The 25,697-nt window shown below is 72.0% G+C and carries 23 protein-coding genes; 16 read left to right on the forward strand and 7 right to left on the reverse strand.

Going from position 1 to position 25,697, the window contains the following annotated elements:
* The first annotated feature begins 83 nt into the window (after positions 1-83).
* The 5 genes from OG448_RS02075 to OG448_RS02095 all read left to right on the forward strand — a co-directional run bounded on the left by OG448_RS02075 (position 84) and on the right by OG448_RS02095 (position 5,031).
* Entirely contained in the window at positions 84-680 is a 597-nt protein-coding gene (locus OG448_RS02075; protein WP_405558640.1) for a PAS domain-containing protein, read from the forward strand.
* Positions 681-782: 102 nt separating this feature from the next.
* On the forward strand, positions 783-1,277 hold the full coding sequence (locus OG448_RS02080; protein WP_405551068.1) for an FBP domain-containing protein: 495 nt from the start codon (positions 783-785) through the stop codon (positions 1,275-1,277).
* 97 nt (positions 1,278-1,374) lie between these two features.
* On the forward strand, positions 1,375-2,634 hold the full coding sequence (locus tag OG448_RS02085) for an FUSC family protein (RefSeq protein ID WP_405558642.1): 1,260 nt from the start codon (positions 1,375-1,377) through the stop codon (positions 2,632-2,634).
* 47 nt (positions 2,635-2,681) lie between these two features.
* Positions 2,682-3,710, forward strand: a complete 1,029-nt coding sequence (locus OG448_RS02090; RefSeq protein ID WP_405551070.1) for a hypothetical protein — start codon at positions 2,682-2,684, stop codon at positions 3,708-3,710.
* Between the two features lie 130 nt (positions 3,711-3,840).
* Complete coding sequence (locus OG448_RS02095) at positions 3,841-5,031, forward strand: lactonase family protein (protein WP_405551072.1); 1,191 nt, start codon at positions 3,841-3,843, stop codon at positions 5,029-5,031.
* Here the strand turns inward: OG448_RS02095 and OG448_RS02100 are convergent.
* Both OG448_RS02100 and OG448_RS02105 read right to left on the reverse strand, forming a co-directional pair.
* Positions 4,999-5,724 carry a DUF2470 domain-containing protein gene (locus OG448_RS02100; protein WP_405551073.1) on the reverse strand — a complete coding sequence of 242 codons (726 nt, stop codon included), beginning with the start codon at positions 5,722-5,724 and terminating at the stop codon, positions 4,999-5,001. The two genes, OG448_RS02095 and OG448_RS02100, sit on opposite strands and share 33 nt — an antisense overlap.
* A 108-nt stretch (positions 5,725-5,832) precedes the next feature.
* A complete protein-coding gene (locus OG448_RS02105) occupies positions 5,833-6,438 on the reverse strand; it encodes a TetR/AcrR family transcriptional regulator (protein WP_405551074.1) in 606 nt (201 codons plus the stop codon).
* Positions 6,439-6,570: 132 nt separating this feature from the next.
* On the opposite strand from OG448_RS02105, the gene OG448_RS02110 reads away from it, so the two are divergent.
* Positions 6,571-8,085, forward strand: a complete 1,515-nt coding sequence (locus OG448_RS02110) for a cytochrome P450 (protein WP_405551075.1) — start codon at positions 6,571-6,573, stop codon at positions 8,083-8,085.
* Here the strand turns inward: OG448_RS02110 and OG448_RS02115 are convergent.
* Entirely contained in the window at positions 8,047-8,871 is an 825-nt protein-coding gene (locus OG448_RS02115; protein ID WP_405551078.1) for a pentapeptide repeat-containing protein, read from the reverse strand. The two genes, OG448_RS02110 and OG448_RS02115, sit on opposite strands and share 39 nt — an antisense overlap.
* An 84-nt stretch (positions 8,872-8,955) precedes the next feature.
* On the opposite strand from OG448_RS02115, the gene OG448_RS02120 reads away from it, so the two are divergent.
* From OG448_RS02120 to OG448_RS02135, 4 genes are all read left to right on the forward strand, one after another.
* Positions 8,956-9,711 carry a (Fe-S)-binding protein gene (locus OG448_RS02120; protein WP_405551081.1) on the forward strand — a complete coding sequence of 252 codons (756 nt, stop codon included), beginning with the start codon at positions 8,956-8,958 and terminating at the stop codon, positions 9,709-9,711.
* Positions 9,708-11,186 (forward strand): LutB/LldF family L-lactate oxidation iron-sulfur protein, encoded by a 1,479-nt coding sequence (locus OG448_RS02125; protein WP_405551084.1) that lies wholly within the window; start codon positions 9,708-9,710, stop codon positions 11,184-11,186. Before OG448_RS02120 ends, OG448_RS02125 begins: the two co-directional genes overlap by 4 nt.
* Complete coding sequence (locus tag OG448_RS02130; protein WP_405551085.1) at positions 11,183-11,824, forward strand: lactate utilization protein C; 642 nt, start codon at positions 11,183-11,185, stop codon at positions 11,822-11,824. Before OG448_RS02125 ends, OG448_RS02130 begins: the two co-directional genes overlap by 4 nt.
* A gap of 64 nt (positions 11,825-11,888) precedes the next feature.
* Positions 11,889-13,043 (forward strand): betaine/proline/choline family ABC transporter ATP-binding protein, encoded by a 1,155-nt coding sequence (locus OG448_RS02135; RefSeq protein WP_405551086.1) that lies wholly within the window; start codon positions 11,889-11,891, stop codon positions 13,041-13,043.
* A gap of 1 nt (position 13,044) precedes the next feature.
* Here OG448_RS02135 and OG448_RS02140 read toward each other — a convergent pair whose 3' ends face one another.
* From OG448_RS02140 to OG448_RS02150, 3 genes are read right to left on the reverse strand one after another with little or no spacing between them, the layout of a single operon-like run.
* On the reverse strand, positions 13,045-13,986 hold the full coding sequence (locus tag OG448_RS02140) for an ABC transporter substrate-binding protein (protein ID WP_405551089.1): 942 nt from the start codon (positions 13,984-13,986) through the stop codon (positions 13,045-13,047).
* The gene (locus OG448_RS02145; protein WP_405551090.1) at positions 13,983-14,654 is read right to left on the reverse strand and encodes an ABC transporter permease; all 672 of its coding nucleotides are present in this window, start codon (positions 14,652-14,654) and stop codon (positions 13,983-13,985) included. The genes OG448_RS02140 and OG448_RS02145 overlap by 4 nt, the downstream gene beginning before the upstream one ends.
* Complete coding sequence (locus OG448_RS02150) at positions 14,651-15,331, reverse strand: ABC transporter permease (RefSeq protein ID WP_405551091.1); 681 nt, start codon at positions 15,329-15,331, stop codon at positions 14,651-14,653. The genes OG448_RS02145 and OG448_RS02150 overlap by 4 nt, the downstream gene beginning before the upstream one ends.
* A gap of 114 nt (positions 15,332-15,445) precedes the next feature.
* Between OG448_RS02150 and OG448_RS02155 the strand changes: the two genes are divergently transcribed.
* Both OG448_RS02155 and OG448_RS02160 read left to right on the forward strand, forming a co-directional pair.
* Positions 15,446-16,231, forward strand: a complete 786-nt coding sequence (locus tag OG448_RS02155) for a pyrroline-5-carboxylate reductase family protein (RefSeq protein WP_405551094.1) — start codon at positions 15,446-15,448, stop codon at positions 16,229-16,231.
* Positions 16,232-16,265: 34 nt separating this feature from the next.
* The gene (locus tag OG448_RS02160; protein WP_405551095.1) at positions 16,266-17,231 is read left to right on the forward strand and encodes a pirin family protein; all 966 of its coding nucleotides are present in this window, start codon (positions 16,266-16,268) and stop codon (positions 17,229-17,231) included.
* Between the two features lie 916 nt (positions 17,232-18,147).
* On the opposite strand, the gene OG448_RS02165 is transcribed toward OG448_RS02160, so the two are convergent.
* Positions 18,148-19,632, reverse strand: a complete 1,485-nt coding sequence (locus tag OG448_RS02165; protein ID WP_405551098.1) for an NB-ARC domain-containing protein — start codon at positions 19,630-19,632, stop codon at positions 18,148-18,150.
* A 251-nt stretch (positions 19,633-19,883) separates the two neighbouring features.
* Here OG448_RS02165 and OG448_RS02170 point away from each other — a divergent pair, with 251 nt between their 5' ends.
* From OG448_RS02170 to OG448_RS02185, 4 genes are all read left to right on the forward strand, one after another.
* Positions 19,884-20,294 (forward strand): OsmC family protein, encoded by a 411-nt coding sequence (locus tag OG448_RS02170; protein ID WP_405551100.1) that lies wholly within the window; start codon positions 19,884-19,886, stop codon positions 20,292-20,294.
* 29 nt (positions 20,295-20,323) lie between these two features.
* Complete coding sequence (locus OG448_RS02175) at positions 20,324-22,306, forward strand: FAD/NAD(P)-binding protein (RefSeq protein WP_405551103.1); 1,983 nt, start codon at positions 20,324-20,326, stop codon at positions 22,304-22,306.
* Positions 22,307-22,308: 2 nt separating this feature from the next.
* Positions 22,309-23,988 carry a histidine phosphatase family protein gene (locus OG448_RS02180; RefSeq protein WP_405551105.1) on the forward strand — a complete coding sequence of 560 codons (1,680 nt, stop codon included), beginning with the start codon at positions 22,309-22,311 and terminating at the stop codon, positions 23,986-23,988.
* Positions 23,989-24,127: 139 nt separating this feature from the next.
* Positions 24,128-25,657: an MFS transporter gene (locus OG448_RS02185; RefSeq protein ID WP_405551107.1), complete on the forward strand. Its 1,530-nt coding sequence runs from the start codon at positions 24,128-24,130 to the stop codon at positions 25,655-25,657.
* Positions 25,658-25,697: the final 40 nt, after the last annotated feature.

Consider the following 25,697-nt stretch of genomic DNA (forward strand, 5'->3'; position numbering starts at 1 on the left):
GATGGTGGGGACGGTTCGGCACCTGGGAGGCTGGCGTGGAGTGGGGGCCGGCGGACGCGGTGGTGTGGCGCAACCGGGCCCTGATGCTCTTCGACCGGGTCGCGGTGCCGGTCGCGGTCTGTGACGTGTACGGCAAGGTGGCGCTGGCCAACCCGGCGATGGCCGCCGAGTGCGGTACGTCACCGGGGCAGCTTCGCGGCCGTGACGTGCTGGAGCTGTTCCGCCCGCAGGAGGCCGGCCAGGTCGAGCGGATCGCGCAGGCGCTGCGACTGCGGCACCGCTCCCGCTACCAGGTGTCGGTGAGCTGGAGCGCGCCCGGCGGGACGGAGCGGTACGGAGAGCTGACCGCCGACCCGGTGAGCGACTCCACGGACGAGACCCCGGCGCTGCTGGTGATGCTCCGGGTGCTCGGGGAGAGCGAGCCGGAGTCCGTCCCCGAACCCGCGCCCGTCACCCCCGTCGAGGGCGCGGTGCTGGCGCTGCTGGCCGGGGGCGCCACGACCGGCCGGGCCGCCCGTGAGCTGGGCCTGAGCCGGGACGGTGTCGCGTATCACCTGCGCCGCCTGTCCGCCCGCTGGCACGCGGCCAACCGCACCGAACTGGTCGCCCGCGCCTACGCCCTGGGCGTGCTGGCGCCGGGGGTGTGGCCGCCTCGGGTACGAGGTGCCGAAGCCGAGTAGGGGACGGCGCACGGAAAACGGCTTGGCCCGGAACGCCGGCGCTCTATACGCTCGTGAACCTAGACCCCCTAGGCTCATGGCTACAACAGAAGGAATCCCCCGATGCGACCCCTCACCGAGCAGGACATCCGCGCCTCCTTCGTCAACTGCTCCAAGGGCGACGCCAAGCGACTGGCCGTCCCCCGCGACCTGGCCGAACGCCCCTGGGACGACCTCGACTTCCTGGGCTGGCGCGATCCGGGCGCCCCCGACCGCAGCTACCTGGTCCTCGAACGCGGCACGGACCTCGTCGGCATCGCCCTGCGCTACCCGACCGTCCGGCGCGGCTTCCAGCACCGCAGCATGTGCTCGGTGTGCCTGACGACCCATCGCGGCGGCGGCGTCTCCCTGATGACCGCCCGCAAGGCCGGCCCGGCGGGCCGCGAGGGCAACTCCGTCGGCGTGTACATGTGCGCCGACCTGGCGTGTTCCCTGTATCTCCGGGGGAAGAAGGTGCCGGAGTCGGGGAGCAGGTTCGAGGAGAGCCTCACGACGGAGGAGCAGATCGCCCGCGCGGGCGGCAACCTCAACGCCTTCGTCGATCGCCTGTACGTCTGAGGGCCGCCCCCTTTCGCGTACACGGTGCTCGAACGGCCCCGTTCGGCACGGTTACGGAAAGGGAAGACGCCAAAGGATGCCAGACGTACGGAAGTGGATGGACGCGCAGCAGCGACGCAAGTGGGCCGACGCGCTGCGGCGCCTGTTCGCGCGCCGCCGGGAGCCGGTGGTCGTCCAGACACTGCGGTCGGCCGCCGCGGCCACGGTCGCCTATGTGATCGCGCTGCGGCTCAGCCCGGAACCGGCGCCGCTGACCGCGCCCCTGACGGCCCTGCTGGTCGTCCAAGTCACCTTCTTCGCCACCCTCACCAACGGCATCCGCCGTGTGAACGCCGTGGTGACGGGCGTGCTGGTCGCCATCGTCTTCAGTCTCCTGGTCGGTCTGACCTGGTGGAGCCTGGCCCTGCTGCTGGTGGCCGCGCTGAGCGTGGGTCACCTGGTGCGCGTGGACGAGTACGTGAACGAGGTGGCGATCAGCGCGATGCTCGTGCTCGGCGTCACCACGGTCGGCTACACCGCGTGGGCGCGGATCGTGGAGACCCTGATCGGCGCCATCATCGGCATGGCCTGCAATCTGCTGCTGCCGCCCCCGGTGTGGGTGGACGCGGCCGGGCGGTCCATCGAGTGGCTGGCCCGTCGGCTGCGTCAGCTCATGCTCCGGATGGGTGAGGAGGCGGCGGGCGCCATCCCCTGGCAGCGGGCGGCCGAACGGCTGCACGAGGCACGCCGGCTGGACCACGACATCATCCAGGTGGACGCGGCCCTGCGGCAGGCCGAGGAGAGCCTGCGGCTCAACCCCCGTGTCAAGGAGGGCCTGCTGCACCGGGTGGTGCTGCGCACCGGCCTGGACACCCTGGAGATCTGCACGGTCGTCCTGCGGGTCATGGCCCGCTCCTTCACCGACCTGGCGAAGGAGCGCGGCCCCCAGGAGCTGTTCCCGCCGCCGATCGGGCAGACCGTGGAACAGGTGCTGTCCGAGATCGCGGACGCCGTGGTGAGCTTCGCGGTACTGGTGACCACCGACCTGAGCGCCAACGCCGAGTCGGCCGAGTCCCGGCTGACCGCCGAGCTGCACACGGCCGCCGCCACCCGCGACCGGCTCGCCGAGCAGCTCAGGGAGCACGTCGAGGAGGACCGCGAGGACTGGCAGTTGCTCGGCGCGGTCCTCACCGAGGTCAACCGGATCATCGACGAGCTGGACACCGAGCACCGCAGCCGCCGCCTGCTGGAGGAGCTGGACCGGGTCTCCCGCCAGCAGCGCGCCAAGATGCCCCGGGTGAACCGCCTGCGCCAGCGCCTGGGCGTACAGGAGGACCTCTGGCGGAACCGTGCGGGCATCGGCGGGCGTTCTGGGTGACGGGACACCGGGTACGACCGGTGCCGGGACTTCGAGGGGGCGGGCCGATGGCCGAGCGGGCCGGGGTGCGGATCGACGGGAACACGCTGCGGCTGGGCGACGGGGTGGTGGTGCGGTTCGTGCGCACCCTGCGGCTGCCGGAGCGGGGTACGCATCCGCTGCCGCCGGGGCTGGGCGAGTTCCCGCTGCGCCGGGTCGCGGACCACGCCGACCGGGTGCCGGAGGCGTGGCGGGCGCGCGGCGGGGTGCTGCTGCCGATGTACCTGCGCGAGGCGATGTGGATCGGCTTCGCCGGGACCACGGAACCGGCCGCCCTCCAGGTCGGCGTCGGCAAGGTGTGCGCGGTCTCCGGCAAGCCCTGGCAGGGCACGTTGGCGCGGGACCCGCAGAACTACGTCACGCTCCCCCGCCAGCCCTGGCTGGACGGCATCAACTCCGGCAAGGGCACCGTCCGCCAGTTCGTCGCCGTACCCCTCGGGCTCGGCGCGACCGTGGAGGGTCAGGTGACCGGCGAGGAGACCTGGGGCGGTGTGCAGTTGCAGGCGTACGGCCTGCGCCCGGAGGCGCTCGCGCGGTGGCGCGAGGCCGAGCGCGCCCGGTCCGGGCCGCTCGCCGGGGGTTACGGCGCCCCGGCCGCCTTCGCCGCCCCGGCCCCCGGCGGTCCCCCGCCCGCAGGTGCCGCTCCCCGGCAGTCGGCGGCGATGGGGCTGGGCGCGGGCGGCTCGATGCGCCAGGAGGTGTACCGGGACGAACGCCCCGCGTCGGACTGGTCGGACACCCCGGCCGGCCGGGTCTTCGTCCACCTGGTCACCCCGCCCGAGTGGCGCCGCATCACCGGCGAGGAGCCCCCGCCCTCCCCCGTGGACCGGGCCGCGTACACCAGAGCGGGCCTGCCGTGGTTCGAGCACTACGACGACGAGGCCGACGACCTCTCCCCCGCCGGCCCCCTGGAGCCGGTGCGCCCGGTGGGCGACTGGCTGGGCGACGACCTGGACCCCTGGCAGGAGCCGACGCCGGGTCAGGTGGTCCCGCTGAAGGACGCGCCGGGTAAGCCGGTGGCCGACGGGGACTGGTGACCCCGCACCCCGCCTTGCCTTCGGCGGGCGGTCCGCGACAGGGTGGCCGGGACCACGGTGACGGGTGAGCACGGTAGGGGGCGTCTTGCCGCGAGCCCGGCAGATCGACGAGACACCCCCTGGGGGCGGCATGGACGACGCAGCACGGACGGACCGGGGCGGCTGGAGCAGGCGGCGCTTCGTCGGCGCCATGGCGGGCACGGCCGCCGTGGTGACGGTGCCCGCGCCCGCCGCGCCGCCCCCGGACCCCGCCCCGCGGCCCCGACGCGAGGCACACCGGGCCGAAGCGGGGCCCCGCCCGCTGTACCTGGGCACCTACACCTCCGTCGAAGGCGGCGGCAAGGGCGTGTCCGTGGCGCGGTACGACCCGGTCTCGGGCGCGGTCACCGACGCGGAGCCGCTGGCCGAGATCCCCGACCCGTCGTACGTCACCGTCCACCCGGACGGGCACACGCTGTACGCGGTCGACGAGCGCGAGGACGGCGCGGTCACCGCCGTACGGCTCGCGGACGGACACGTGCTGGGCAGCCGGAGCACGGGCGGTTCGGGGCCCTGTCATCTCTCGGTGCACCCGAGCGGGCGCTGGCTGCTGAGCGCGAACTACGGCTCGGGCAGTGTCGCCGTGCACCCCGTCGACGCCTCGGGCGCGCTCGGTGCGCGCACCGCGCTGGTCACGCACTCCAGCCCGGCACCGGGACCGGGCCAACAGGGCCCGCACGCGCACCAGTTCATCACGAGCCCGGACGGCGGCCATGTGCTCGCCGTCGACCTGGGCACCGACACCGTCTACACCTACCGGCTGGACAGCGAGCACGGCACGCTGACCGAGGTGTCCCAGGCCCGCACCCGGCCGGGTGCGGGCCCGCGCCATCTGACGTTCCATCCGAACGGGCGGTACGCCTACCTCGCCAACGAGGTGGACGACACGGTGGCCGTCTGCGCGTACGACCCGGCGACCGGCCGGCTGACGGTGGGTGAGCCGCAGTCCTCGGGGGCGAGCGGGGACGCCACCAACTACCCGGCGCAGTTCGTGGTGACGCCGGACGGCGGTTTCGCGTTCCTCGCCAACCGGGGGCACGACAGCGTCGCCCGGTACGCCGTCGAGGAGGACGGCGCCCGGCTGCGGCTGCTGGACACGGTGCCGGTGGGCGGGGACTTCCCCCGCCAGCTCGCGCTCGCGCCGGACGGCCGCCTGCTGTTCACGGCGAACCAGCGCTCCGGCACGGTGAGCGTGTTCCACGTCGACACCGGTACCGGAGCGCTTGAGCAGGCGGGTGAGCCGTTCGCGTCACCGGTCGCCGTCTGCGCGGTGCCGCTGTAGGGCGCGCGGGCAGGCGGCGGCGCTGGCCTGGGTGAGCAGCGCGTGCATGCGCTCGGTGAGCTGCGAGACGTCGTCGGCGGGCGTGTGGAACACCAGCCGTACGTCGCCGTGCGCGCGGGTGCGCTCGATACGCAGGGTGAGCCCGTGCCGGTCCACCGCGAGCGGAGCCACCCGGGTCACGGCGTGCAGGCTCTCCGGCCGGACCAGCCGGGTGAGCCTCTCCACGGCGTCCGGGTGGGAGTCGGCGAGGTGGGTGAGCAACTGCGCCTCGGCGGTGGCCAGCGGGTCGGGCCGGGCGGCCGCGTACTCCTCCGGCTCGATCAGCACCGCCCCCGAGGGCCGGCGCAGCACCACGCGGGTGGGCTGGAACAGCAGCCGCGCGCCGCGCCGGGAGAAGAAGCCGGCGAGCCACAGCCGGGCCCGGATGCGCCGGCGCACCGGTACGGGTGCCACGTCGGCGAACTCCAGCACGGCGGTGGGCTCGCCGCGCGGGGCGCACAGCGCGGCGGCGGACAGGGCACTGTCCTCCGGCACGTCGAGCAGCACCCCGCCGTCGCCGGTCACGGTGTGCGCGCCGACGTACTCCTCGCGGGCGCCGTCCGCGGTCACCGCGCACGACCACGCGGTGGCAAGGACCGACCGCGCCCGCTCCGCCGCTCCGGGTCCTGCCGCCCAGTCCTGCGTGTCACCCATCCCGAGCCCTCCTTAGGTAAGCCTTGCCTAACTTACCGAAGATCCGGGCGTGCGCCAACCACGCCGCGCCGATCGGGTGACACGAACGGAGTTCCGTAAGAGGCGCCGTCAGGCGATGGCGCCGAGCAGCGCCCGCGCGCACAGCTCGCGCACCTGGCCCCGGCCGGGCTCGCCCTCGCGCAGCCACTCCAGGCAGACGGCGGTGGTGAAGGCGAGCCAGCCGCGCACCGCCAGGCGAGCGTGCGGGGAGCCCTCGAAGGCGGGCCCGAACTCGGGGTCGGCGGCCAGCGCGGCGAGGATCTGCCGCTCCTGCGCGGCCAACGCCCGCTGATAGACCCGGCGCACGGCCTGGTCACCGGCCGCGTCGGCCCGGTGGAAGGCGCGGAAGCCGTGGGCGTGCGCCTCGACGTACCCGAGGTAGGCGTCCAGCCCGGCGCCGAGCTGCTCGCGGACCGGCACACCAGGCACGGCCGCGGTCATCCGCAGCATGCGCTCGCTCTCCCGCTCCACCACCGCGGCGAAGAAGTCCCGTTTCGTCGGGAAGTAGTGGTACAGCAGGCCTCGGGAGACCCCGGCGATCTCGGCGACCCGCTCGATCCACACGTCGTCGTACGGGCTCTCGGAGAACAGGCGCGCCCCGACCGACAGCAGTTGCTCGCGGCGCTCCTCCGTACTCAGTCGGCGCCGGGCGCGTTCCCCCTGGTTGGCGGCCATGCCGTCACCCTACTGGACGCGTTGCTTGACGTCGGTTCAGTAGGCGGACCAGACTGCGAGCACTATTGAACTCGCGTTCAACACGCGGGTGGTGGACGGGCAACAGGCCACCGGATCAAGGGAGATCGCGTCATGGCCGAGACGACGGGGGCGGGGCTGCCCAAGGGGTTCCGGGGTGCCGAGCAGGGCTGGCCGGATCTGAACCGCATCCCGCATCCGCCCCGCAGGCTCCCGTTGCTCGGCGACGTGCTGGGCGTCGACCGGCGCACCCCGCTCCAGGACTCGATGCGGCTCGCGCGCGAACTGGGCCCGATCTTCCGACGCCGGGTCCTGAACCGGGAGTTCGTGTTCCTGTGGGGCGCGAAGCTGGCCGCGGACATGGCGGACGAGACCCGGTTCGCCAAGCACGTCGGTCTCGGGGTCGCCAACCTGCGCCCGGTCGCCGGGGACGGGCTGTTCACCGCGTACAACCACGAACCCAACTGGCAGTTGGCGCACGACGTGCTCGCGCCCGGCTTCAGCCGGGAGGCGATGGCCGGGTACCACTCGATGATGCTGGCGGTCGCGGGCCGGCTGACCGGCCACTGGGACCGCGAGCTGGCCGCCGGGCGCACGGTGGACGTGCCAGGAGACATGACCCGGCTGACGCTGGAGACCATCGCCCGTACCGGCTTCGGGCACGACTTCGGCTCCTTCGAGCGTGACCGGCCGCACCCCTTCGTCACCGCCATGGTCGGCACCCTCGCCTACGCCCAGCGGCTCAACAGCGTGCCGATGCCCCCGCTGCTCCAGCGGGGCGCCGCCCGGCGCAACGCCGCCGACATCGCCTACCTGGACGACACGGTCGACGCGCTGGTGGCCGCCCGCCGCGAGTCCGGGCGCGGGGAGGGCGACCTGCTGGACCGCATGCTGGAGACGGCCCACCCCGAGACCGGCGAGCGGCTGTCGGCGGAGAACGTCCGCAAGCAGGTGATCACGTTCCTGGTCGCGGGCCACGAGACCACCTCCGGCGCCCTCTCGTTCGCCCTGTACTACCTGGCCGAGCACCCCGAGGTGGCCGCCCGCGCCCGCGCCGAGGTGGACCGCGTCTGGGGCGACACCCCCGAGCCGGGCTACGACCAGGTGGCCCGGCTGCGCTATCTGCGCCGGGTGCTGGACGAGTCGCTGCGGCTGTGGCCGACCGCGCCCGCCTTCGCCCGCGAGGCCACCCGGGACACCGTGCTGGCCGGGGAGCACCCGATGCGCCGGGGCGGCTGGGCGCTGGTGCTCACGCCGATGCTGCACCGCGACCCCGAGGTGTGGGGCGAGGACGCCGAGCGGTTCGACCCGGACCGCTTCGACGCCAAGGCGGTACGGGCCCGCCCGCCGCACACCTTCAAGCCGTTCGGCACGGGCGCGCGGGCCTGCGTGGGACGCCAGTTCGCGCTGCACGAGGCGACATTGGTGCTCGGCCTGCTGCTGCGCCGCTACGAGCTGATCCCCGACCCCGGCTACCGCCTGAAGGTCACCGAGCGCCTGACGCTGATGCCGGACGGCCTGCGCCTCAACCTGGAGCGGCGGAAGGCCCCCGCCACCGCACCGGTCGGCGCCCTGGAGCCGGAGGCCGGTTCAGCGGGACGCTGCCCAGTGCACGGGACGGACGAGTGAGCCCGGCAGCCGGGTGCCGGGGCCCCCGCGGGCGGCGTTGACCTGCGGCTGGGTGAGGAAGAGCGCGCCGGTCAGGTCGGCGCCGGTCAGGTCGGCGCCCCGGAGGTCCGCGCCGATCAGGTCGGCCTGCCGCAGGTCGGCTCCGGTCAGGTCGGCCCCGATGAGGCAGGCGCCGCGCAGGCTGACCCCCCGCAGGTCGGCTTCCTTGAGCTTCGCGCCCGCCAGATCCGCGCCCCGCCGGTCCCGGCCCTTCTTGCGGCCGACCCCCTTGCGGACCAACTCCGATGTCCGGAGCAGGAGTTCGGCCACCTCGTGCCAGTGGTCGGCCGGGTCCAGCGCGGCCAGCTCCTCGGGTTCCCGCGCGGCGAGCCGCTCGGTGTGCTCCAGCGCGCGGCGCAGCTCCGGGTGGAGCGGCCGGGCGGCGTCGAGACCGAGCGCCTCGGTGAGGTACCACAGCAGCTCGTGCAGGCGCCGGACCACCGGGAACACGTCGAACATCAGCCGGGCGTGCGCCTTGCCGCCCGTACGCCAGTCCCGGCCGCCGAAGGTGACCTGGGAGACGCGCTGGCCCGCGCCGAAGCAGTCGTACACCGTGCACCCGGCGTAGCCCTTGGCGCGCAGCTCGGTGTGGATGCCGCAGCGGTGGTCCTCGCGCAGGTTGGCGCAGGGCTTCTGGGCGGGCTTGTCGTGCGCGAAGTCGGCGGAGCGGGCGAAGGGCAGGGCGACACAGCAGAGGCCGAAACAGTTGGCACAGTCGGCGGCGAGGAGGGGTATGTGATCAGGCATCGCGGCTAGGGTACTGACCCGCTCCGCCCGGCCGCGCTCTGGCTACGCTGCCCCTGTCCGATCTTCGAGGCCCGAGGAGCCGCGATGCGTGTCGCCCTGTTCCTGACCTGTGTCAACGACACGCTCTACCCGGACACCGGCCGCGCCGTGGTGAGACTGCTGAACCGCCTCGGGGTCGACGTCGACTTCCCCCTGGCGCAGACCTGCTGCGGGCAGGCGCACTACAACACCGGCTACCGGCACGAGACGGAACCGCTGGCCCGGCACTTCGCGGAGGTCTTCGGGGAGTACGACGCGATCGTCACGCCGTCGGGTTCGTGCGCGGCGATGGTCCGGGAGCTGTACCCGAAGCTGGGCGAGCGGGCCCGCGCCGAGGGGCGCGGAGAGGAACTGGCCGACGTACTGGCGCCGGTGGTGCCGAAGACGTACGAGCTGACGGAGTTCCTGGTGGACGTGCTGGGCGTCACCGACGTCGGCGCCGTCTATCCGCACAAGGTCACCTATCACCCCACCTGTCACGGCCTGCGCTCGCTGGGACTCGGCGACCGGCCGCGCCGGCTGCTGGAGGCGGTGCGGGGGCTGGAGCTGGTCGAACTGCCCGGCGCCGACGAGTGCTGTGGGTTCGGCGGCACCTTCGCGGTCAAGAACGCCGGGGTGTCGGCGGCGATGGGCGCGGACAAGATGCGCAACGCCGAGTCGACCGGCGCGGAGGTGCTGTGCGCGGCCGACAACTCGTGCCTGATGCACCTGGGTGGCACCATGAGCCGGGCGGGCTCTCCGGTGCGGCCGGTACACATCGCGGAGATCCTGGCGAGCACGGAGGAGGAACCGACCCGGTGAACGAGACCTTCGTCGGAATGCCCGCCTTCCCCGAGGCGGCACGGGAAGCGCTGGAAAACGGCACCCTGCGCGGCAACCTGCGGCACGCCACCCACACCATCCGCGCCAAGCGCGCGGCGGCCGTGGCGGAGGTGTCCGACTGGGCGGAGCTGCGCGAGGCGGGCAGCCGGATCAAGGAACACACGCTCCGCCATCTCGACCGTTATCTGGAGCAGTTGGAGGAGTCGGTCACCGCGGCGGGCGGCACCGTCCACTGGGCGGCCGACGCGGCGGAGGCCAACCGGATCGTGACCCGGCTCGTCCAGGAGACGGGCGAGTCGGAGGTCGTCAAGGTCAAGTCGATGGCCACGCAGGAGATCGGGCTCAACGAGGCGCTGGAGGCGGCCGGCATCCGGGCGTACGAGACCGATCTCGCCGAGCTGATCGTGCAGTTGGGTGAGGACCGCCCCTCGCACATCCTGGTCCCGGCCATCCACCGCAACCGGGCCGAGATCCGCGGCATCTTCCGCACCGCCATGGCCGGTTGGGGCCGACCCGCGCCCGAGGGTCTGTCCGACAGTCCGGCCGAGCTGGCGGAGGCGGCGCGGCTGCATCTGCGGGAGAAGTTCCTGCGGGCCGAGGTGGGGGTGTCCGGGGCCAACTTCATGGTCGCGGAGACCGGCACGATGGTGGTCGTGGAGTCCGAGGGCAACGGACGGATGTGCCTGACCCTGCCTGAGACCCTGATCTCGGTGGTCGGCATCGAGAAGGTCGTCCCCACCTGGCGTGACCTGGAGGTCTTCCTCCAGACGCTCCCCCGCTCCTCCACCGCCGAGCGGATGAACCCGTACACCAGCATGTGGACCGGCACGAGGGACGGCGACGGACCCGGCGCCTTCCACCTGGTGCTGCTGGACAACGGCCGCACCGACACCCTCGCCGACGAGGTCGGCCGCCAGGCGCTGCGCTGCATCCGCTGCTCGGCCTGCCTGAACGTGTGCCCGGTGTACGAGCGCGCGGGCGGCCATGCCTACGGCTCGGTCTACCCCGGCCCCATCGGCGCCATCCTCAGCCCCCAACTACGCGGCACGGCGAGCGAGATCGACGCCTCCCTGCCGTACGCGTCCTCGCTGTGCGGGGCCTGCTACGAGGTGTGTCCGGTCGCCATCGACATCCCCGAGGTGCTGGTCCGGCTGCGCGAGCGGGTCGTGGAGGGCGGTCCGGCGGTGCGCGGGGGCAACCGGGTGGTGCTGAAGCCGGCCAAGGGCCACGCGGCGGAACGGGCGGCCATGCGGGCGGCCCGCTGGACCTTCACCCACCCGGCCGCCCTGCGCACCGGCCAGCGCCTCGCCTCCCGCGCCCGCCGCCTCCGCCCGCGCTCCCTGCCGGGGCCCGGCGCGGCCTGGACGGCGACGCGCGATCTGCCGGAGGTGCCGGCCGAGCCGTTCCGGGACTGGTGGGAACGCACCCGAGGCGGCAAGGAGGAGACGAAGTGAGCGACCGGGAACGCGTCCTGGGCCGGGTCCGGCGCGCGCTGGCCGACGTACCCGAGGACGACACGCCGTACGACCGGGTGATCCCGCGCGACTACGTGCGCGAGCACGGCGAGCGCACGGTCGAGGAGACGGTGGAGCTGCTGGCGGCGAACCTGGCCGACTACCGCGCCGTGGTGCACCGGTGTGAGGCGGCGGACCTCCCCGCGCTCATCGCCCGGCTGCTGGCGGCGCGGGACGCCGAGTCCGTGCTCGTACCGGACGGGCTCCCGTCGGCGTGGCTGGCGAACGCCGACCCGGCCCCCGTCCCCGACCGCGCGGAGAGCACCCCGTACGAGCTGGACGCCGTGGACAGCGTGGTGACCGGCTGCGCGGTGGCCGTCGCCGAGACCGGCACCCTCGTGCTGGACGGCGGGCCCGGTCAGGGCCGACGGCGGATCACCCTCGTGCCCGACCATCACATCTGCGTGGTCCGCGTCCCCGACCAGGTCGTGGCGTCCGTGCCCCAGGCCCTCGAACGCCTCTCCCCCACCCGCCCGTTGACCTGGATCTCGGGCCCTTCGGCCACCAGCGACATCGAGCTGAACCGGGTGGAGGGCGTGCACGGGCCCCGCACGCTGGAGGTCGTGTTGCTGGGCTGAGCGGCGTCATCCCTTCGGCCGGCGGGGCCGGGCGGGGTGCCGGGAGCCCGGCTAGCGTGGGGGGATGATCCGGTTCGAGCAGGTCAGCAAGCGCTACCCGGACGGTACGACGGCCGTGGACGACCTCTCCTTCGAGGTGTCCGAGGGCGAACTCGTCACGCTGGTCGGCCCCTCGGGCTGCGGCAAGACGACCACGATGATGATGGTGAACCGGCTGATCGAGCCCACGGCGGGCCGGATCGTCGTGGACGGCGAGGACATCGCGCGGGTCGACCCGGTCCGGCTGCGCCGCCGGATCGGGTACGTCATCCAGCAGGTCGGCCTCTTCCCGCACCGCACCGTGCTGGACAACACCGCGACCGTGCCGTCCCTGCTCGGCTGGAAGCGGGCCAAGGCGCGGGCGCGCGCCGCCGAGCTGCTGGACCTGGTGGGCCTGGACCCCAAGACGTTCGGCGCGCGCTACCCGGAGCAGCTCTCCGGCGGCCAGCGGCAGCGGGTCGGGGTGGCGCGGGCGCTCGCGGCGGACCCGCCGGTGCTGCTGATGGACGAGCCGTTCGGCGCGGTCGACCCGGTGGTGCGCGAGCAGTTGCAGGACGAGTTCCTGCGCATGCAGCAGGCGGTGCGCAAGACGGTCCTGCTGGTCACGCACGACATCGAGGAGGCGGTTCGCCTCGGCGACCGCATCGCGGTGTACGGCGAGGGCCGCATCGAGCAGTACGACACGCCCGGCGCGGTGCTGGGCGCCCCCGCGACTCCGTACGTCGCCGGGTTCGTCGGTGCCGACCGGGGCCTGAAGCGGCTGTCGGTGACCGCGATCGAGCCGGACGACCTGGAACAGCCGCCGGTGGCCCGCCCGGACGAGCCCGCCGGGGATGCGGCGCGGCGACTGCGGGAGGAGGGCGCGCGCTGGGCGGTCGTCCTGGACGCGAACGGCGATCTGCACGGCTGGGTGGGGCTGGAGGAACTGGCGGCGGGCGGCACGGTCGGCGAGCTGGCCCATCGCATGACGGCGTGGGTGCCGGTGGGCACCCCGCTGAAACAGGCGTTCGGCGTGATGCTCCAGTACGACGCCGGGTGGGTCGCGGTGCTGGACGGCTCCCGCCTCCTGGGCGTCCTGACCCCGGCCAAGCTGCACGAGGCGCTGCGGAGGTCGGTGGACGCGGATGTGCTGGGGGTGGCGCGGGGTCAGGTGCCTTTCGACTCGGTGTCGGACGCGTAGGTCACCGGATGAGGCCCTTGTCCTTCAGATAGGTGCGGGCCACGTCGGCGGGCAGTCGCCGCCAACTGTCCACCTGCTGGTTCATGTCGGCGAGGTCCTTCGTGGTGAGTACGTCATTGAGCTTGCCGAGCGCCTTGGCGACCCGCTCGCTGCCGGCGCGGGCGCGGTTGACGACGGGGACGATGTAGTCGGCGTTCTGGAGATGCTTGTCGTCGGCGAGCAGCACCAGGCCGAAGGAGCCGAGGGTGGCGTCCGTGGTGGTGGTCAGCACCATCTGGTCCCGCCCGGACTGCACGGCCTGCTTGGCCGGGGTGGTGCCGACGCCCTTGGGATCGACGGCGGTGATGTCGATCCCGTACACCTTCTTCAGACCGGGCGCGCAGTACGGCCGCTCGACGCATTCGTCGCCCGCCGCGAGGCGCACCTTGAGTCCGGAGGCGCCGAGGTCGCTGAGGGTCTTGAGGTGGTGGCGGCGGGCGTAGGAGGCGCTGACCGCGAAGGCGTTCTGGTCGACGGCCCGGCCCGGCGGGAGGACGGTGAGTCCGCGCGGGGTGGCCAGGGCGCGCAGGTTCTTCATGGTCCTGGCGAGGTCGGGCGAGCCGGCCGGGGGCGCGTCGGCGCCGTGCGCCTTGGCGTTGAGCCAGTCGGCGAAGGTGGCGGCGTACTCGGGGGCGACATCGATCTGGCCGGATTCCAGGGCGGGTTCGTACAGCTCCCGGTTGGCGACGGTGATCAGGGACGTCCGGTACCCGGCCTGGTCGAGGAGCTGGGCATAGAGCTGGGCGAGCAGGTCGCTCTCGGTGAAACCGGCCGAGCCGATGGTGAGGTGGTGGCTGTCGCCGGGCGGCGCGGTGACGGCGCCCCGGTTCTCCAGCGAGGGGCCCGAGGAGCAGGCGGCCAGGGTGGCGAGGGTGGCGGCGGCGAGTACCGCGCGGGCTCTCACCGGCCGCCCCGCGCCCAGGCGGGGCCGAGCCGCTCCACGACCTCGAAGACACCCTCCACGAGCAGGGCGAACACGGCGACGAGGATGGCGCCCGCGACCACCTGCGGGGTGCTGGCCAGGTTGAAGCCCGCGGTGATGATCCGGCCGAGGCCGCCGCCGCCCGCGAGCGCGGCGATGGTGGCGGTGGCGACGAGCTGGACGGCGGCGATCCGCACCCCGTTGAGGATCATCGGCAGTGCGAGCGGCACCTCGATCCGGACCAGCGTCTGCCGCCCGGTCATCCCCATGCCGCGAGCGGCCTGCACCACGCCCCGGTCGACCTCGCGCATGCCGACGTAGGCGTTGGTGAGCAGCGGCGGCACGGCGAACAGCACCAGGGCGACGACGGTGGGCCCCTCCCCCCACTTCCCGACCGGGGTCAGCAGGAGCAGCACCAGCACGGCGAAGGTGGGCACGGCCCGGCCGACGTTGGAGATGTTGACGGCGAGCGCCCCGCCCCTGCCGAGGTGCCCGAGGACCAGCGCGACGGGCAGCGCGATCAGGCAACTGACGATCAGGCAGACGACGGTGAGCAGCAGGTGTTGCAGCAGCCGGTGCCAGACGCCGTCGTCGCCGGACCAGTGGGCGGGGTCGGCGAGCCAGTCCCAGGTGGAACCGAGCACGTTCATGTACGGCCCTTCCTCGCCCACGGGGTGAGCAGCCACTGCACGCCCAGCAGGAGCAGGTCGGCGGCGACGGCGATGAGCACGCACAGCACGGACGCGGTGAGGACCTGGGCCTTGAAGTAGGTGTTCATGCCCGCGTAGATCAGGTTGCCGAGGCCGCCGAAGCCGACGATCGCACCGATGGTGACCAGGGAGACCGCCGAGACGGTGGCGATGCGCAGCCCGGCCATCGCGGCGGGCAGCGCGAGCGGCAGCTCCACGGTGAGCAGCAGCCGTACGGGCCCGAAGCCGAGCCCGCGCGCGGCCTGCCGGGTCTCCTCCGGCACGGCGCGCAGCCCGGCGAGGATGTTCCGCACGAGCAGCGTGAGCGAGTACAGCACCAGCCCGGCGACGACGAGGGTGGCGGACAGCCCGTACACCGGCAGCAGCAGGGAGAACATCGCCAGGGACGGGATGGTGTAGAGCACGGTGGTGACGGCGAGCACCGGCCCGGCGGCCCACCCCCAGCGGCGCGCGAGCACGGCGAGCGGCAGCGCGACGGCGAGCCCGATCAGCACGGACAGCGCGGTCAGCTCCAGGTGCTGCCCGACCGCGTCGAGGAGGATCTGGCGGCGGGTGCTCAGGTAGTCGCCGCAGATCCACTCGTTGCGCGCGAGGCAGTCGTCCGGGGCGGCGGTCACCCGTCCATTGCACCGGCCGGGGCAGCGGGTCGGCGCGTTGTGGTCGCCCGTACGGGGGCCTGAACGCCCCTTTTGGTATCACTTCTGGCATCCGAAGCGAGGAGTGTGGCGGCTGTGGAACGAATCGTCGTCGTCGGTGCCGGCCACATGGGGTCGGTCATCGTACGGGGCCTGCTGGACGGGATGCCGCGGGTCGAGGTGGTCGTCGTGGAACCCTCGGCGGAACGCCGGGCCTCCCTGGACGGCGGTGCGGAGGTGGCCGCCGCCTACGAGCCCCGCCCGGACGACCTCCTCGTCCTCGCCATCCCGCCCCAGGCGTTCGACTCCTTCGCGGACGGCCTGCCGCCGGGCGCGTGCGCGCAGGCGACGGTCGTCTCGGTCATGGCGGGGGTACGGCTGGAGACCCTGGCGTCGGCGCTGGGCACGGGCGCGGTCCTGCGTGCCATGCCGAACCTCGCCTCGCGGGTGGGGCAGAGCATGACGGTGCTGTGTCCCGGTGACCAGGTGTCCACCGGCGGGATGGAGCGGGCGAAGGGTGCGCTGTCGGTGATCGGCAAGGTGCTGGTGGTCCAGGACGAGTCCCTGCTCGACGCGGCCACCGCGGTCGCGGGCAGCGGCCCGGCCCTGGTGGCGTACCTGGCCCAGTCCTTCACGGACTTCGCCCGGGGGGCGGGCTTCGGCACCCATGACGCCCTGCTGCTGACCAGCCAGGTGCTGCGGGGCACGGCGGACGTACTGGCGGAGCCGGGTGTGACCCCGGAATCCCTGTACCAGCAGGCCAGCACCCCGCACGGCACCACGGCCGAGGGCATCGCCACGCTGCGGGAACACCGGGTGGGCGAATCGGTACGGGCGGCGCTGGAGGCCACGACGGAGAGGGCACGGGAATTGGCGGGGTGAGGGGCTCCGACGGGCAGGGCGCTAAGTTGGCCGTATGAGCAACCTAGACCTCGCGCCCGAGCCGCGCGCATGCGGTGGCCGTGGCTTCGTCGTCGCCGAGCCGGTCCGCGAGCTGCTGAGCCCCCGTACGGTGAAGCTCGGGGAGTCCACCGAGGTTCGCCGACTGCTGCCGAACCTGGGGCGCCGGATGATCGGTGCGTGGGCGTTCGTAGATCATTACGGGCCTGACGACATCGCGGACGAGCCCGGCATGCAGGTGCCCCCGCACCCGCACATCGGCCTCCAGACGGTGAGCTGGCTGCACGAGGGCGAGGTGCTGCACCGGGACTCCACAGGCAGCCTTCAGACCATCCGCCCGCGCGAACTGGGCCTGATGACGGCGGGCCGGGCGATCAGCCACTCCGAGGAGAGCCCGAAGCCCCACGCGCGCCACCTGCACGGAGCCCAGTTGTGGGTGGCCCTCCCTGACGAACACCGCCACACCGACCCGCACTTCGAGTACCACGCGAACCTGCCGACGGTCACGGCCCCCGGCCTGACCGCCACGGTGATCCTGGGCACCCTGGACGGCACGACGTCCCCCGGCACCACGTACACCCCCCTCGTCGGCGCCGACCTCACCCTCACCGAGGGCACCCGAACCCATCTCCCCCTCGACCCGGACTTCGAGTACGGCGTGCTCTCCATGTCGGGTTCGGTCCACGTGGACGGCGTCCCCGTCACCCCCGGCTCCATGCTCTACCTCGGCTGCGGCCGCACCGCTCTCCCCCTCCACGCGGATTCCGACGCCTCGATCATGCTGCTGGGCGGGGAGCCGTTCGCGGAGGAGCTGATCATGTGGTGGAACTTCGTGGGACGTACGCAGGAGGACATCAGCCGGGCTCGGGAGGAGTGGATGACGGGTTCGCGATTTGGGGAGGTGAAGGGCTACGACGGGGACCGACTGCTCGCGCCCGAACTTCCTTCTGTGTCGCTGAAACCACGGGGTCGAGTGCGCTGAACCGGCACTTTCTGGACGGGAGCACGCCCAGCCAGGCGAGGGGACACATGCCCCGCCCGGCCCGTTCACACTGCATAAGCAAACACCTCTCCAGCCACTCGTCTCGCCCATCCCTGAAGTGCAAGTTTCGCCAGGCTTAATCACCCTTGCTCGGACTGATGCTGACCCAATGCTGACTTCGCTGACAGGTGGTCAGGTCCCTTCGGTAGGGGTTACTCGCGCATCCCGCACGCCTCCCACCACCGCGTTTCCCAAGTCGCGCCGCGAGCCACCAGCGGCGCACCGCTCGCTTGGCGAGTTCGAAGCGCCGCCTTCATCGGAACGATGCTGACCTGAGGCCCCTGTTATGGGGTTCCCACACAGCGCGAGGCGCGTCACCCTGGCCCCCCGACGTAGCACAACACGTGTTGCGTCGCAGCCGGTGCCAGCATCGCGAGCGGCGCCCGTAGTGACCAGACCGAGCCGGAGCGAGCACGGCCACAGGCCGGGTGCCAAACGCTTCAGCATGTACGTCAAGCACAAAGAGACCGCGCGCGGCGGTCTCGCCGCGAACGTCAGGGCGAAGGGCCCGGCAGCGAGTCCGACGCACCAGGGGACAGCGCCGGGGCACTACAAGGCGGTCGGCCGTCCCCAACACGGCAGGGAAGTACGACGGTACGCATCCATGTGCACCGAAGGACCGGCCCCTAGAAGGCTGGCAGGCAGTGTGTTCGCGTTCGCTCTCCGCGGCTCACTCGCCCACGCTCTCCGCCGGTGCCTCGCACGCACTCGTCAGGGACGCCTCCCGGAACGGCGTCGCCCGCCGACTCGACCGGAGGGACTGCAGCCCTCGCACCGCAGGTCTCCAATGTCAAAGGATGTGACCCGGCCTGTCATGGCGTCGGGCCGGGGGCGCATCAACTGCCGTATCAGACGTTCACGCAGCCAGGACGCTGGTTGCTTCGGCCGGCTGGCCAGGTCGCAGAAAGGCGGGTATCCGGATTGTGTCGTTGAGGTTGGCCAGTCCACCGGGGTGGGCGGAGTCGGCCTCGGCCAAGCGCAGGTCCTGGTTCACCATGTGCTGTTGCAGGCGCCGGACTGCTCGGCGGATTGCGCTGGCCGGCTCGTCGAGACCGAGTCGTTCTTCTGCGTACAGGCGTACCAGCGTTGACATGTGAAAGCGTCCGGGGGTCGTTTCTTCCACCAGATGTTCGGCGGCCAGGTCTGTCAGGTTCGTGGCGGCTTTGGCTTTGGTGGTGGCGAGCAGAGCGGCTGTGGTGGCGATATCGATGTCATGGCCCGGGTGCAGGGTGAGCAGGCGAAGCAGGTGCTGGGCGGAGGCGTTGAGTTGGCTGGTCGAGCGGGCCAGCGCTGCGCGCACGCCGCCTTCCATGGCCAGCATGGTGAGGGGTTCGCTGAGGTAGTCGGAGGGCGTCCAGGTGGGGTGGTCGCGCAGGTGGTGTGCGATAGCGGTGAGGGCAAATGGGTGGCCGGCGAGGACCTGAACGATGCGTCGGACGTCGTCGGAGTGGGGAGACAGCCGCTCGGGGCCAGCACCCTGGTGGAGGAGTTCCGCGGCCTCCTGCGGTGTGAGTGCCGGGACCTGCAAGGCGTGGATGTCGGCGATGCCTTGGGGTTTGTGCCGACTGGTGATGAGGACTTGGCTGGTGGGTTCGTGGGGCAGGAGAGGCCGTATCTGCTCTTCGTCAGCGGCGTCATCCAGGATGATCAACGCGCGTCTCTGACCTAAGAGTTGGCGAAAGAGGTCCACTCGGGCCTGTTGGCCGCGCGGGATGCGGTCTCCTGGCAGGCCGAGCACGCGCAGGAAGGTGTCCAGGACGGCGGCGGGGTCGGTCGCGGGCGCCTCGGCATCACGGCCGTGCAGATCGGCGTAGAGGACTGGGCCTTGTTGCGGGGCGGCGGCCAGGAGCCGGTGACCGAGGGCAAGCGCAAGGACCGTTTTGCCGGTGCCGGCCATGCCGTGCAGGACCAGAGTGGGGTGGCGACGACCGAGCAGACTGGCGGCTTCCTGAAGAAGCGCGTTTCGCTCGACGTGGTGGGGCGGGAGACGGGGCAGGTGGTCGGCGACGGTCACCCGGGATGAGGCTTCGGCCTCGCCCAGGACGGCGTGGAGAGCGAGGCGCCAGGCTGCGAAGGTGGCCGCGTCGGCGCCGACCAGCGCGTGGACCACTGCCAGCAGGAGATCTGAGTTGGGGCGGCGGCGGCCGAGCTGGAAGCAGTTGCCGACGGTGGAGCGGGCGGGCCATTCGCTGCGGGGACGTCCGGCCCGCTGCCACGCGGCGTGGACACGGCGCGTGATCTCAGTGATCGACGGGCTTCCCGCCCACGCCTTGAGCAGTCTCAGCTCCGCAATGAACTCGTCCATCGTGCGGGTCTTGCCGGGCCGTAGTGCGTGCGGCATGAACACCCTCCCCCAGGGAATCGCGCCTCAACATCTCGGAACGAGTGTTCCAAGTTAGTCGTTGCATGTCCTCCCCTGTCAAGCGCATAACGAGGGCAGGGCGACCGCGGCGGCCGCGTCCAGGATCGTCCACGATCCGAGGCCGACCGGACCGTAGCTGCTGATGCTGTGGTCCGTTCCCGCTCAGCGCACCGCGGCACCGTGGCCGCCCGGCGCACATCCCACCCCGAGACAGGAGTCGTGGCCCCGCCATGCCTGACATCGCCGTATCCCTGCGTCCCACCGGCGGCAGCGCCGTCGCCGGCCAGGCCCGCAGCCACACCGTCACCGTCGACCGCCCCGCGGACAAGGGCGGCAGCGACTGCGGCCCCATGGGCGGCGAGTATCTGCTGCTCGCCCTCGGCGGCTGCTACCTGAGCACCTTCCTTGCCGCGCTGCAGGCCGAGGACGCCAAGGCTGAAGCCACCGATCTCGATGTGACGGTCACCGGCACCCTCACCCCGGCCCCGACCCGCTTCACCGAGATCACCGTGGCGGTCAGTGCACCCGCCGCCCGCCAGGACCTGTTCGGCAAGCCGCTGCTGAAGGCGGAGCGCGGCTGCATCGTCCACCAGTCCGTGTGTGAGGCCATCACCGTCCGCTTCACGCAGGAATGGCTCTGACTATCCCCTACCCCAAGGAGACAGGGACCGTGCACACCACCACCATGGCCATGGAGCCCGAGATGAGCTCGGCGGCCCGGATGCGACGCGTCGTCATCGTCGGCGCCGGATTCTCCGGCACGCTCACCGCGATCCGGCTCCTCCAGTTCGCCACCGGCCCGCTGGAGATATGCCTGCTGGAGCGCGAGGAGGGCTACCGCTACGGCGGATTGGCCTTCGGCCAGGCGTCCACCAACTGGGAGCACATGCTCAACATCCAGGCCGGGCGGATCACCCTGCGGCGCGAGCGACCCGAGGACTTCCTGGAGTGGGCGAACGCCGAGGCGGACCGCTCCGCGTGGCCGCTGAGATGGCAGCACCACACCTTCGGCGTCGCCTGCGTGGTCCCGCGGCGCATCTTCTCCCAGTACCTGGCCGAGCGGCTGCAGGGCGCCGTCTCAGACGCACGCGGCGAAGTCACGCTGCGCGAGCTGAGCGGCGAGACGATCGACGTCCGGGCCACCGGACACGGCACCTTCACCGTCAAGTACGCCGACACCGCCTGCGAATCCGCCGCAGTACACGATCTGGCCGCAGACCAGGTGGTCCTGGCCACCGGGCACCTGGCCCCGGTGCAGGCCCCGTTCTACCACCGCGTCAAGGGCAGTGAGCGCTTCCTCGCCGACCCCTACGCCCCCGAGGCGCAGAAGTGGTTCAGGTCGGTGGGCGCCGAGGAGACCGTGCTGGTCACCGGTTCGGCGCTGTCCGCCTTCGACACGGTCGTCTCGCTCGTGCACTCCGGCCACAAGGGACAGATCCTCATCTGCTCACGGGGCGGCCACATGCACGACACCTATCCGGTCGATCACGAGCACGACATCTGGCAGGCCCGGCGTCCCCCGTTCCTGGACGCGCACGAGCTCACCGCGGATGTTGTGGTCGAGGGCGTGACAGCCGAGTACGCGCATCTGCGGGCCGAACACGGAGACGGCGTCCCGGAGGCGATCTTCGCGGAGCGAGTGATGAAGGCGTGGGAGCCCTACGTCATCGAACTGGTCTCTCGGATGGACGCCGGCGATGTGCGGATGCTCCTGGACCGGTACAAGTCGCTGATCGTCACCAACCGCACCAGCACGGTACGGGAGATCGGTGGCGTGGTCCGCGACCGGATGCGCGGTTTCAACGGTGCCCCGCAGACCGTGCACAGCCTCCCCGCCGCTATCCAGGACATGCGGCCCGCAGAGGCCGGCACGAAGATCCGCGTCGTTTTCGCCGACCGGCCCGACCTGGTCGTCGACCGGGTCGTCAACTGCCTGGGCAACAACACGGATTATGAGCACACCGGGCACCCGCTGTGGACCGGCCTCGTCCACCAGCACCGCTACGCCACGCCGCAGTCGAAGACCCACCGTGGCATCGAGGTCGGAGCCCACGGGCAGTTGATCGGCGCCGACGGCGCCGCAGTGGACGGCTTGTTCAGCGTCGGCCCGATGCGCCAGGGCGATGAGACCACCCGGCGCGGCCGGCTCGGCGCGTTCGTCTTCAGCATCGGCACCCTGCGCAACCAGTGCTTCGACACGGCCATGGAGGTCCTGCGCCGCATGGACGAGAACCCCTCGGAGGCCGTGCATCTGCCCGAGGACGTCCACCACTGCCTGGTGCGCTCCGCCGACTGGATCGTCGCCGACATCGTTCCGCCGCTGCCCGACGGGGATGCCGCCCGGTTGCGCGAGCGCCTGCTCGGCTACGCCCGCCAGCACGCCTACCCCGCCACCCTCGACTACCTGCACGCCGAGGACCGCACTGGCCGGGACAAGTACCGCAGCGTCCGCGCCGACGAACTGGCCGACACCGCCGCCGCCCTGGCCCGCGAGTTTCCCCTCACCACCGGGCAGGCCGGACGTGCCGTGTCGCTGCTGACGGTGCTGGTCGAGAAGCACGCGGTGCACAACCTGTGCGACATCACCCAGCTCGCCCGCTGGGACTCCCCCTACGGCCAGCAGATCAAGCACGCCCCGAAGAAGGAGTCCTGACGGTGGCACGGACAACGCAGCAGTCCCCGCCCGATCAGGAGATGCTCAGCCGACTGTTCATGGTCCGCCACGGCGAGTCGACCTGCAATTCCGTGCACCGCATCGCGGGGCAGCGGGATGCGCCGCTGACGTTCCTGGGCCGGATCCAGGCCGAACAGGTCGCCCGTCGTCATCAGGACCAGCACTTCGACCGCATCTTCGTCTCGCCGCTGACCCGCGCCTTCGAGACCGCCGGGATCATCTTCGACGACGCGGGCGACGCCGCCGTTGAGTGGACGGTGGATGCCCGGCTGATGGAGCGCGACTTCGGCAGCTACACACTGGAGAGCAAGTCGATCCTCCAGCGCCGCCACGGCATCGCCGAGTACGAGCGCGCTATGAACGCCGACAGCCCCACCCAGCAGGGCGGTGAGAGCTTCGAGAAGTTTGCCGGGCGGGTGCGCGCCTTCTATATGGAGGAGTTGCTGCCCGCGCTGCGGCGCGGTGAGACGGTGTGCGTGGTCTCGCACAAGTACGTCGTCGAGCTGATCTGCCGGTTCATCCTCGCCCGGCCCCCCGAGGAGTCCTACGACCTGCGCCTGCCCAACTCGCAGATGCTGCAGGGGGACCGGATCGGCTCGTACGTCAAGAACGAGAACGAGACCATGAACATGGTCTACGACTGGATCGTCGTCAACCACCCCGTGGTGTTCTGCGCCGGGCTCGCGGCCGGCCTGCTGGGCAACTGGGCAGGCCTGCACGTCACCACCCCGCCGCTGGTACTGCTCGCGCTCCTCGTGATCGCGAGTGTCATCACGATGTGCCGGATCGAGCTGGAACGGGCCCGCGAGTTCGTCACCGACTGGGGCACCCTGGCCTCGGTGGCGGTGCGCTACCTCGCCCTGCCTCTCGCGCTCGCGCTGGCCCTGCGCTGGTGGGACGCCGGCCCAAGCAGTACCGCGGTCACCGCAGCGATCTTCCTCGCGACGCCGAGTTCGGTGGTGGCGATGACCGTCAGCCGCTGCCTCGGCGGCATGATCATGCCGACCTTTGCGCAGGTCCTGCTCTCCTCGCTGGCCGCCGCCGTCTCCTTCTCCGCCGTGCTGGCGCTCACCCTGCGCCAGGGCGTGGGCGAGGCCGTGGCCATCAGCGCGGCCGCCTCCACCGGAGTGGTCGCGGCCGCCTTCGTCCTGGTCGGGAGGCTGCGGCGCCGCGCGCCGATCCGCACCGCCAAGTTCGGCGAGCGCTATGGCTATGTCGCCGTACTGATCCTGACCGCGTTCATCGTGCTGGTGACCCTCAAGCTCGACCTGAGCGGCTTCACTGCCTACGCCCCCACCGCAGTGGGCATCGCGGTGGGACTGCGGCTGGTTGCCGCGGTGTGCAAGCGGCGCGGCCATGTCCAGAGCCTGGACGACTACACCGCCATGACCTACCCGAACGTCTTCGTCGTCGTCATCATCGCGGCCCTCACCGACAACACTCACCTGGAACAGGTGGCGATCTGGACGCTGCTGCCGATGTTCCTGCTCTCGTTCGCCGACAGCTACTACGCCCGTTTCCTCGTGGTCGCTCCCGACGACGCCCGTTGGCCAGTGGTCCTGGGCCTCAAGGACCGCTCAGTCCCCGCGGTCTCCGGGGATCAGCCGCAGGCGCCCGCCGGGCAGAACCCCGCCGAGGTCCCGGCCCCGGCCCGTTCCTGACCGCTGCGCTGCCCCGCGTGCTCGGGGCCGCGCGGGGTGCACTCCCCGGCCTGCAGGAGTGCACCTCCGCGCGGCCCCGGCACCCATTGATCTTGTAGTCGACACGCTGCAATGCCCGGTGCCTGACGAGGAGTTGACGATGACCACGCCCCCACCGCCCGCTGCCCTCATACCTCGCCCAGTCCTGTTCTGGAGCGGTGTCGCCCTGACGTTCGCAGGTGTCCTGGAACACCTGCGGATGTTCCTGGAGTGCGCCCCCATGAACTTCGACATGTCGATGATGACCATGACACCCAGCATGTGGGCGGCCATGGTGGTCATCGCCGTCGGCGTCGTCCTGTCCGCCCTGGCACTGCGCCAGCCCGCTGGAACCGGCCCCGCCCCCTCTCCCGCCGGTGCGCAGACCGCAGCCAGCCGCCGCCGGCTCATCGCCATCCTGAGCTTCGCGCTGATCGTGGATCAGATGAAGCCCGCCACCCTTGCCTTCGTTTCCCCGGGCATGCGCCAGGAGTACCACCTCAGCGCCGCCGAGGTGGCGTGGCTGCCCACCGTGGCCCTGACCGGCACCGTGCTCGGTTCGCTGGTCTGGGGCCGGGCGGCCGACCGGATCGGACGCCGGGCCACCATCCTCCTGGCCTCACTGATCTTCCTGGGCACCACGGTGTGCGGGGCCATGCCAAGCTTCAGCGGCAATCTGATCATGTGCGCCATGATGGGCATGGCCGCCGGCGGCATGCTGCCCGTCGTCTACGCCCTGATGACCGAAAGCCTGCCGCCCGGCCGACGCGCTCCCATCATGGTGCTGCAAGCCGGACTGACCACCACCGGCGGCTACATGGCCGCCTCCGGCCTCGCCGCCTTGCTGCTGCCGGTCAGCGGATGGCGCATGCTGTGGTTCGCACAGCTCCCCCCGGTCCTGGTGCTGATCTGCCTCAACCGGTGGATCCCGGAGTCGGCGGCCTTCAGCGCAGGCAAGAAGCGCGCCATCCGCGTCCCTGCAGCCACCCTCTTCCGCCGCCCACAGACCGCCAAGACCTTGGTCGTCACCGCCTACGGTCTGGGCTGGGGGCTTGTCTACTGGGGCTTCATCACCTTCCTTCCCGCACAGCTGGAAGCCGCGCACGGCCACGGCATGTCGGCGGCAACGCTGCTCTTCCTGTCCTCCCTGCTAGCCATCCCCACCTGCGCCTTCGCGGCCTGGCTCTACACCCGCTGGTCGGCGAGGAACACCATGGTTCTCTACGCCGGCCTCACCGTCACCGCACTGCTCGCGCTCGCCGCCCTCGGACTGCACGACAGCGGCCCCCTCACGCTGGGCATCGTCATGCTGCTGTTCGCCGGCACTGCCGGCGTCATCGCTCTGCTGGGCCCCTACACCGCCGAGGTCTTCCCCACCGCACTGCGCGGCACCGCCGGCGGCTGGGTCGCCGCCGTCGGCAAGTCCGGCGGCGCCTTCGGCCCGCCCCTGATCGCCCTCGTCCTCTCCGCTCCCGGCGGCATGCGCACCGCCGCGCTCTTCGTCGCCCTGCCCATGGCCGCGGCCGGCATGGCAGTACTGGCCCGCGGCAGCAACCCCGACACAACCCAGGCAGCTGCCGACGACACCCAGCTCGCCACCGAACTCGACGGCCTCCTGCCCAACGAAGAGCCGGCCCCCGCCCGCCCCTGATCACCGCCCACCCACGCCTACGCCCGCGCCCATGATCGGA

The organism is Streptomyces sp. NBC_01171 (genome assembly GCF_045039805.1).
Lineage (GTDB): Bacteria > Actinomycetota > Actinomycetes > Streptomycetales > Streptomycetaceae > Streptomyces.